General features: G+C 36.9%; 9 protein-coding genes. All 9 read right to left on the minus strand.

Annotation, left to right across the window (positions count from 1 at the left end; genetic code table 11):
* Window positions 1–897 precede the first annotated feature (897 nt).
* Window positions 898–2,388, minus strand: coding sequence for a lysine--tRNA ligase (lysS, locus tag ACFFIS_RS04385; RefSeq protein WP_390186312.1), 1,491 nt, complete (start codon window positions 2,386–2,388; stop codon window positions 898–900).
* Window positions 2,389–2,727: 339 nt separating this feature from the next.
* Entirely contained in the window at window positions 2,728–2,937 is a 210-nt protein-coding gene (locus tag ACFFIS_RS04390) for a helix-turn-helix domain-containing protein (RefSeq protein WP_320380882.1), read from the minus strand.
* Entirely contained in the window at window positions 2,907–3,419 is a 513-nt protein-coding gene (folK, locus tag ACFFIS_RS04395; protein WP_320381521.1) for a 2-amino-4-hydroxy-6-hydroxymethyldihydropteridine diphosphokinase, read from the minus strand. The genes ACFFIS_RS04390 and folK overlap by 31 nt, the downstream gene beginning before the upstream one ends.
* Window positions 3,420–3,421: 2 nt before the next feature.
* Complete coding sequence (gene folB / locus ACFFIS_RS04400) at window positions 3,422–3,784, minus strand: dihydroneopterin aldolase (protein WP_320380881.1); 363 nt, start codon at window positions 3,782–3,784, stop codon at window positions 3,422–3,424.
* 4 nt (window positions 3,785–3,788) lie between these two features.
* Window positions 3,789–4,607, minus strand: a complete 819-nt coding sequence (gene folP, locus ACFFIS_RS04405; protein WP_320380880.1) for a dihydropteroate synthase — start codon at window positions 4,605–4,607, stop codon at window positions 3,789–3,791.
* A gap of 155 nt (window positions 4,608–4,762) precedes the next feature.
* Window positions 4,763–5,689, minus strand: coding sequence for a cysteine synthase A (gene cysK, locus ACFFIS_RS04410; RefSeq protein WP_390186314.1), 927 nt, complete (start codon window positions 5,687–5,689; stop codon window positions 4,763–4,765).
* A 113-nt stretch (window positions 5,690–5,802) separates the two neighbouring features.
* Window positions 5,803–6,723 (minus strand): peptidylprolyl isomerase, encoded by a 921-nt coding sequence (locus ACFFIS_RS04415; RefSeq protein WP_390186316.1) that lies wholly within the window; start codon window positions 6,721–6,723, stop codon window positions 5,803–5,805.
* Window positions 6,724–6,933: 210 nt separating this feature from the next.
* On the minus strand, window positions 6,934–7,803 hold the full coding sequence (hslO, locus tag ACFFIS_RS04420) for an Hsp33 family molecular chaperone HslO (RefSeq protein WP_390186403.1): 870 nt from the start codon (window positions 7,801–7,803) through the stop codon (window positions 6,934–6,936).
* Window positions 7,804–7,860: 57 nt separating this feature from the next.
* Window positions 7,861–8,631 (minus strand): type III pantothenate kinase, encoded by a 771-nt coding sequence (locus ACFFIS_RS04425; protein WP_390186318.1) that lies wholly within the window; start codon window positions 8,629–8,631, stop codon window positions 7,861–7,863.
* Window positions 8,632–8,880: the final 249 nt, after the last annotated feature.

The following is an 8,880-nucleotide window of genomic DNA, read 5'->3' on the forward strand; positions in this document are numbered from 1 at the left end:
TTCGTCCTGAGCCAAGATCAAACTCTCCAAAAAAGTTTGTTGTTTCTTAGCTATAAATAAGAAAAACGAGGTTGTTTTTCTTCAAAGTTTTTGATTCAAGTACTTAGCAACTAAGTTACTAAAAGCACCTTTACCATTTATTTCGAATACTGGTCGTTCTGTTCAGTTTTCAAAGAGCAAATATTTTTAAGTGCCGCTCAAAAGCGACTTAACTATCATAACACAATCAGTTTTTAATGTCAACAACTTTTTTAAAAGTTATTTTAACATTTTATTTAATTTATTCGCCTTAAATTGGCGACTTGATTAATATATCATAGATTGTTTTTACAGTCAACACTTTTTTAATACTTTTAAATGCTAGTTCGTCGCAAAGTGAATTAGCAACGATATTTAATTTACCACGATTTTAATCCATAAGCAAGCAAAAATACAATATATATATTGGTAAAATATTCAATTTAGCGATTCGTATATTTTAATGAATATAAAGTTGGTTACAATTTAGAGTATACCCTTTATGAAGTAAGACATGCATACTTTTATAATAAGTTTAATTTCCTTCTATCTATTACAAAAACTAGCTTCATTATTATTACATCTTCATATGTAATTAATTTACTAAAGACAATATGCCTCATATCATTTCTTAAAAACAATTTAGTTTCAACACTTATAAATAATCCGGGATTATTAACTATTAATAAAGCATTGATATGTATTTGTATTTTTACATCTCATACTTACCAATATACGAAAAGAGATCGGGACATAAGGAATTCAACCTTTTGTTTTGCCCAACCTCTCTCCATTTTTGCAATATAAATTGGCTGTATGATTTCAAAGTGTAAATTCTGCTACCATGATCATATTTACATCATCCCTGCTCCGGGCAGCTTATCGTGTTCTCATTTGCGGGAATAAAAGTACGTCCCGAATTGATGGAGCATTCGTTAGCAACATAACAAGACGGTCAATACCGATGCCCAGTCCACCAGTTGGAGGCATACCATATTCTAATGCCTCTAAAAAGTCCTCATCCATAAGATGTGCTTCATCATTTCCTTGATCACGTTCTGCAACTTGTGCTTCAAAACGCTGACGTTGATCAATTGGGTCATTTAATTCACTAAACGCATTCGCATGCTCGCGTCCAACAATAAATAATTCAAATCGATCCGTAAAACGATCATCTTCCTTATTCTTCTTCGCTAAAGGCGAAATCTCAACTGGATGCCCATAGATAAATGTTGGCTGTATAAGTTTTTCTTCTACAACTTGCTCAAAGAACTCATTGACAATATGACCAAACGTCATCATATCAGTTATTTCAATATCATGTTCTTTTGCAAGTGCTCTTGCCTCTTCATCACTCATCTGTTTCCAAAAGTCCACACCTGTATATTCCTTGATAGCATCCACCATATGAAGTCTCTTCCAGCTTGGTTCGAGGTTGATTTCCTGATCACCATACATAATTGTCGTCGTACCGAGCACTTTTTCAGCAATATGCGCAACCATATTTTCCGTTAGTTCCATAATATCTTGATAATCTGCATATGCTTCATAAAGTTCAATCATTGTAAATTCAGGGTTATGTCGTGTTGACACCCCCTCATTACGAAATACACGACCAATTTCATACACTTTTTCCATGCCACCAACGATGAGACGTTTTAAGTGTAATTCAATGGCTATTCGCATATATAGTTCGATATCTAATGCATTATGATGTGTTACAAACGGACGTGCTGCCGCTCCACCAGGAATTGCGTGCATCATTGGTGTTTCAACTTCAAGGAATCCTTGTCCATTTAAATAATTTCGCATTTCTTGAATAATCTTACTGCGTAGTTCAAATGTCTTCTTACTATCCATATTTGTTATTAAATCCAGGTAACGTTGACGATAACGTTGTTCTATATCTTTTAGGCCATGATATTTCTCAGGTAACGGACGAAGTGATTTGGATAATAAGGTAAATGTTGTCGCCTTCACGGATAGTTCTCCAACATTCGTCTTAAACATCACACCAGAGATACCGACAATATCTCCTAAATCAATCGATTTGAATACTTCGTATGCCTCTTCACCGATTTCATCTTTACGTACGTAGATTTGAATTTGGCCACTTGCATCTTGAATATGAGCAAACCCAGCCTTACCTTTCCCACGCTTTGTCATTACACGTCCAGCAATCGTTACCCTTTCAGCCTCTGGTTCTTTAGCTTCAAGGTCTTCCTTTGTGAACTCACCATATTTTTCTAATAATTGTTCAGCTAAATGTGTGCGTTTAAATTTCCCGCCAAATGGATCTAATCCTTTTTCTATGTATTGACCCAATTTTTCACGTCTAACGCGCATATGTTCATTTAATTCTTCTGACATGTTATCACTCCATTAATTGCAATCATTTATACATTTTAATTATTTTCTATCATACCATAGTACGTGCATTAAAATATAGCATTGTACTGCTACGTATCATCATACGCCTAATATCGTATTTTTTCACATCATAACTACTATAAAACTTGCATCCCAAAGAGCCGACCCATAAATTCATTTCGTAAATTAACATTCTGCTATTACAAATCCAATTCAGTTTCCATTATAGTAAGAATAAATACGTAATCCGATATACTGTACCGTCATAGTTGCTAATACAAACATCACTCTTACCGATAGCTTCTAGCTTCTACAGAACTGAACATGATCCACATTTATTTACTTATCAGTTTGCATGATTTCCTTAACATCTATTTCTAATACCTGTGCAATAGTTTCTAACAAGGAGGGGGACGGTTCCATCATACCACGCTCAACTTTACCTAATATAGATAAAGAAACATGTAACTTATCCGCAAATTCCTTTTGTGTATAACGTTTAAGTTTACGAAAAGCCTTTATTCGTAATCCAAGCCTTTTTGATTCCATCGCTTGACGTCCTCTCTATCCTTTTTCGGAATAGCTCGCAAAAGTTCATTTACTGGCTTTTCCCATGTTGGCAGTTTTAATCCAGGGGATATTTCGTCAAGCGGTACAAGAACGAATGCACGTTCATGAATTCGTGGATGCGGTACAGTCAATCTATCCGTTTGTATGTTTTCATTATTATATTCTAAAATATCAAGGTCTATTGTTCGCGGCCCAAAACGAATGACTCTTTTTCTACCTAATTTATTTTCAATTGCTTGGCATACATCCAGTAGATCATGTGGGGGAAGTGATGTCTCTACTTCCAACACTAAATTAAGAAAGTCTGCTTGTTCTGTGTAGCCCACTGGAGCTGTCTCATAGACGGATGATTTTTGTATAATCGTGATATTTTCCTGATCATCAAGCAATTGAATCGCTTGTTTTAAATAATCATTACGCGGTTCTATATTCGTACCCAACGCAATAAATGCCTTTTTCATCATCATAATTTCTCCCTATAAATTTCTACAGCTACAGGTCCAAAGTGTCCCGGTATAGGCGGATCTAATTTTACTACATTTACACGACACGCTTGTAATAATTCAAATGAAGCTAATAGATCCTTTGCAATATGCTCTGCGACTGCTTCAAGTAGATTTTTCACTTCGCCTTCAACAATTTTTCTAATAATATCATAAACATGTCCATAATGAATCGAGTCTTCCATATTATCGGATTCGCCGGCCTTTTTTAGATTGGTATATAACTCTACGTTTACTTGAAATCTTTGGCCTAATTTATTTTCCTCAGGGAACAATCCATGATAGCCATAAAATTGCATCCCACTTAAAATGATTTTATCCATTCCATTACATCCTCTCTCGCAACATTGCATCCATCACTTTTGCCGCTTCTACATTCATTTTTACGTTATGAACACGTACCATTTGCACACCCTTTGCAATACCGAGACATGTTGTTGCCGCAGTTCCGTTGTCACGTTCTTCCGGTTCGGTCCCTAGAATAGAACCTATAAACCTTTTTCTTGAAGTTGCCAACAAGACAGGGTAACCTAAATCGTGGAATTTTTCCAAATGGTTCATAACTGTTAAATTATGTGCAGCTGTTTTTGCGAAGCCAATGCCTGGATCGATGATGATATTTTCTGCCGCTACACCAGCTTGAAGTGCGATTTCAATACTTTCTATTAAATCTCGCTTCATATCATCGATGATCGATGTATAATTCATATTTGTACGGTTATGCATTAAAACGAGCGGTACGTTATATTCCGCAGCAACAGCAGCAATTTCCGGGTCGCGCTTTGCTCCCCATACGTCATTAATTATTTCTGCACCCGCCTCGACTGCTCTTCTTGCCGTTTCTGCTTTATATGTATCAATTGAAATCGGAATAGAAACCCTTTCTTTTACAGCTTGTATCATCGGTACAACTCGCGCAATTTCCTCACTTTCCGGAACAGGTTCATGATTGGGGCGTGTTGATTCGCCTCCGATATCAATAATATCTGCTCCATCCTCTTGCATTTTTATAGCTTGCGCGACGGCTTGCTCTACTTCCGTATATTTTCCTCCATCTGAAAATGAATCTGGTGTTACATTTAATATTCCCATTATATGAGTGCGATTATTTAAATTGTATTGCTTCGACCTTGCCTTTAGGATCATAACCTATCAAACCTTCCTCTTATATTGCTTTTATCGTATCATAGCTCAAATGGGTTGTCTTGTATTCTTTATTTCACATTTTGCCATTTTAAAAGGCTTTAATGCAATGAAAAAAGGCTTGAGTACTTGCACTCAAACCTTTTACGATAAAACTATTACTTTCCATCCTCAAACTGATAAAGTGGTGTTGATAAATAACGTTCACCATTATCGGGTAAGATTGCTAACACTTTTTTATCTTTCCCTAATTTTTTCGCCACTTTTCTCGCGGCAGCAACTGCAGCTCCTGCCGAGATGCCCCCTAATATTCCGTTACTCTTCGCTACCTCCCGTGATGTTGCAAATGCTTCATCATTAGAGATAGTGAGGACTTCATCATAAATGTCCGTATCTAATACATTCGGTACAAATCCTGCACCAAGGCCTTGTATTTTATGTGGCCCGGGTGTACCACCAGATAGAATTGGTGAATCCTCAGGTTCCACAGCGTAAATCTTTACATCTTGAAAATGCCTTTTCAATACTTTACCCGCACCTGTTATCGTTCCACCTGTACCGATACCAGATACAAATGCATCTAGGCCATCTTTCATTTGTTTGACAATCTCTTCTCCTGTAGTCCGTGCGTGTACTTCAGGGTTTGCCATATTGTTAAATTGTTGTGGCATGAAATACCCATGTGCTTCTTTTAATTCTTCAGCCTTTTGAATCGCACCTTTCATTCCTTCTGCCCCAGGTGTTAAAATAAGTTCCGCTCCGTAGGCACGTAAGATATTTCTCCGTTCTTGACTCATTGTATCTGGCATGACAACAATTAAAGTATAGCCTTTAGCAGCAGCCACCATCGCTAAACCAATACCAGTATTACCACTTGTAGGTTCAATAATTGTTTGGCCTTCCTTTAAATCTCCGCTTTCCTCAGCTGCCTCTATCATCGCTAAAGCTATCCGATCTTTAACAGAACTTCCCGGGTTCATAAATTCTAATTTTACATATATATCAGCATGCGCATCGTCTTCTTTTCTTAATTTAACAATTGGGGTTTCTCCAATTAAACCAGCAATATCATTGGCGACTTTCATTTTTAGTCCTCCTCATTTTAAAGCATAGTATTCTTATATGAATTATACATTATAATACGGTTTTGTATTACATTTGTCAACTAAAAGTGTTCCATTTGGGCTAAAGGAATAGCCTATTTTCCATATATCCATGAAATCTGAAATGATTCCCATAAACTAGCAGCATCTAATTCTTGCCCTGACTGTTCTAACGCTAGTTCTGATTGTATATAGGGCGCGACTTCCTCATATGTAAACGTAATGTCCGGTAGAAAACGATGTAAGTATAATATAATAATACCTTGGTCGGTTTGAAAAGGGTCACTATACGTATGTTCCTCCATTTTTAGCGCCTTTTCAAAGTACGAGCGAGGCAAAAACTGACTCTCATCTGTAAAGAATCCTAGATATCCACCGATGTCCTTTGATGACTCATCGATACTGTACTCACGAGCTAATAAAGCAAAAGATGCCCCTTCCTCTAGTTCCTTGATAATCTTTTCCGCTGTTTCTATATTATGAACAACAATGTGTGAAAGTTGTACAGATGATTTAAAATCGTATTGCTTGGCATACTTTTTGTAATACGTTCTAGATTCTTCTTCCGTAATCTTATGATTCATCGTTAATAACGCTTGAAGTTGATAGCGATATGTAATTTGCCTTTTCCAGTCAGATTCCTTTTTTGAAATTTCCTTTTCATCCATCACACCACTTAATGTCGTGAGATAGGCGATTTCCCTTTCAATTATTTTATCTTCTACCACTATATTGTTTTTATGTGCCAACTGATTTACTACTTTGTCGTCAATCAATTGTTTTAATTGCCTTTTTCCATAGTTATCTTGTAAAGTTGCCACCCATTCATCATATGTAACCTTTTCATTCCCAATTACCGCAACATTATCTTTTATTTTTATTTTTTTCTTTTCCCCATTAACTATTATCTTTGTCTCATCTGTTAAAAAGTTACCATCATTTGCCCACACAATGAATGTAGCGAGATTAGTAATTAATAGAATGACGATGATACTGAACAATAACTTTTTTGACATACACGCATACCCCCGCTGATTATACGATACTACCTTTCCATTATTTACCGTTAACTTATCTCTATACAAGCTTTTTATCAGTTTTTTAAATGAATGTACCTATTAGCCTCTGTCTATTAAAAATATTCAGACTCCCCACGCAAAGAATAAGGAGTCCTGCTAATTGTTATACAAGACTCCATTTTTATGGATTATAATACAATTTTTACTTTACCTTTTTAAAGCTTCTAATTCTTCCTCTGTAAATTGATATTTTTCATTACAAAAATGACAGACCGTTTCCGCACCATGGTCCTCATCAATCATCTCTTGGATTTCTTCATTTCCTAGGCTAATAATCGCTTGCTCGAATCGCTCTTTCGAACATTTACACACAAAAGACAACGGCATTGTTTCGTGAAATTTAATTTCCTCGTCTGGAAATAGGCGTGTAATAATTTGCTCTGGATTATTCCCTTCACGAATTAAATTAGATATGGCGGGAAAAGATTTTATCTGTTCTTCAAGACGCGTCACGACATCCTCGCTCGCACCAGGCATCACTTGAATAATGAATCCCCCTGCAGCTAATACGGAATGATCCGGATTAACAAGAACACCTGCACCTACTGAAGATGGGATTTGTTCTGAAGCAGCGTAATAATACGTAAAGTCCTCGCTAATTTCACCTGATACAATCGGAACTTGTCCGGTAAAGTAATCCCGTAACCCAAGGTCTTTTACAACGCTTATATAACCTTCCGTCCCTACTGCACGACGAACATCTAATTTGCCTTTTTCGTTCAAGTCAAAATCTACATGCGGATGGAGTACATAGCCCCGGACTTCCCCTTTTGCATTTCCGTCTGTCACAATTGCACCAATTGGACCATTTCCCTCTACTTTAACCGTGATGGAATCTTCGCCTTTTAGCATTGCTCCCATCATCGCCGTAATTGTTAATGTTCGGCCAAGTGCAGCTGTTGTTGTTGCCCATGAATCTTGTCTTCTACGTGCTTCTTCAACTAAGTTTGTGGAACTTGCTGCATATACACGAATTTTCCCATCCAATAATGTTGCCTTCACTAAATAATCATTTATCACAGTCACAGTACACAATTCTCCTTTTTTATAACGAACTTCTAAATCAATGTAAATTTACGCATTTGTCATCTGATATATTTTATGCAAACCTTTCAATGTTAAGTGTGAATCAACGATATCAATCGTCTCCGATGCATCCGATATTAAGGAAGCAAGTCCACCCGTAGCAATTACTTTTGGCTCAGCTTGAACTGATTTCTTCATACGATTCACAATCCCGTCGACTTGTCCAACGGAGCCATAATATACACCAGATTGCATCGCTTCAACTGTCGATTGCCCAATAATATGTGCTGGTGATTCAATTTCAATTTTAGGTAACTTTGCCGCTCTTCGATAAAGTGCATCCATGGAAATATTAATTCCAGGTGAGATTAGTCCACCATAATACTCCTTGTTTTCATTAACATAACAATATGTTGTTGCAGTTCCAAAATCAATAATGATTAATGGCGCACCGTATTCTTGTATCGCACCGACTGCATTTACAATTCGGTCGGCACCGATTTCCATTGGATTAGGATATGCCATTTTCAAAGTGGATTGTACCGTATCTTTCCCCACAATAAGTGGTTCAATGTGAAAGTAATCTTTGCACATTTTTTCTAATGCAAACATAATGGGTGGGACAACTGATGATATGATGGCGCCTGTTATATTTGCTAATGTTAAACCGTTATGTTCTAGTAGTGATTTTATTAGCATGCCAAATTCATCTTCTGTTTTATATCGATCTGTTTTTATTCGCCATTCATATTTCAATTGTGCTTGTTCAAAGACACCTAGCACTGTATTTGTATTTCCAACGTCTAGTACAAAAAGCATGTCATCAAACCTTCCTGTTGGAGTTTTTCTTTACTTCTATTTTCTAAAATTATCATCATTACACAATAGAACCAAACTGTCTCGTAACGTGCCTGTTAATTTACTTATATTTATTGAAGATACTGCTGACTCCTCCGCTTCGGCAGAATACTTCGCTTTCCGCGGGCGGCTGATGAGCCTCCGACGCACAGGACGTGACCGCTTTTAGCCGACCTCCCACAGGACAAGGAGCGCTTCGGCAGCATGACA

Source organism: Paracerasibacillus soli, assembly GCF_042432965.1.
Lineage (GTDB): Bacteria > Bacillota > Bacilli > Bacillales > Amphibacillaceae > Paracerasibacillus > Paracerasibacillus soli.

What these genes read in the sequence shown, in the direction of transcription:
- lysS (WP_390186312.1), bottom strand. Translation starts at nt 2,388, where the DNA reads ATGTCAGAAGAATTAAATGAACATATGCGCGTTAGACGTGAAAAATTG.
- ACFFIS_RS04390 (WP_320380882.1), bottom strand. Translation starts at nt 2,937, where the DNA reads ATGGAATCAAAAAGGCTTGGATTACGAATAAAGGCTTTTCGTAAACTT.
- folK (WP_320381521.1), bottom strand. Translation starts at nt 3,419, where the DNA reads ATGAAAAAGGCATTTATTGCGTTGGGTACGAATATAGAACCGCGTAAT.
- folB (WP_320380881.1), bottom strand. Translation starts at nt 3,784, where the DNA reads ATGGATAAAATCATTTTAAGTGGGATGCAATTTTATGGCTATCATGGA.
- folP (WP_320380880.1), bottom strand. Translation starts at nt 4,607, where the DNA reads ATGATCCTAAAGGCAAGGTCGAAGCAATACAATTTAAATAATCGCACT.
- cysK (WP_390186314.1), bottom strand. Translation starts at nt 5,689, where the DNA reads ATGAAAGTCGCCAATGATATTGCTGGTTTAATTGGAGAAACCCCAATT.
- ACFFIS_RS04415 (WP_390186316.1), bottom strand. Translation starts at nt 6,723, where the DNA reads ATGTCAAAAAAGTTATTGTTCAGTATCATCGTCATTCTATTAATTACT.
- ACFFIS_RS04425 (WP_390186318.1), bottom strand. Translation starts at nt 8,631, where the DNA reads ATGCTTTTTGTACTAGACGTTGGAAATACAAATACAGTGCTAGGTGTC.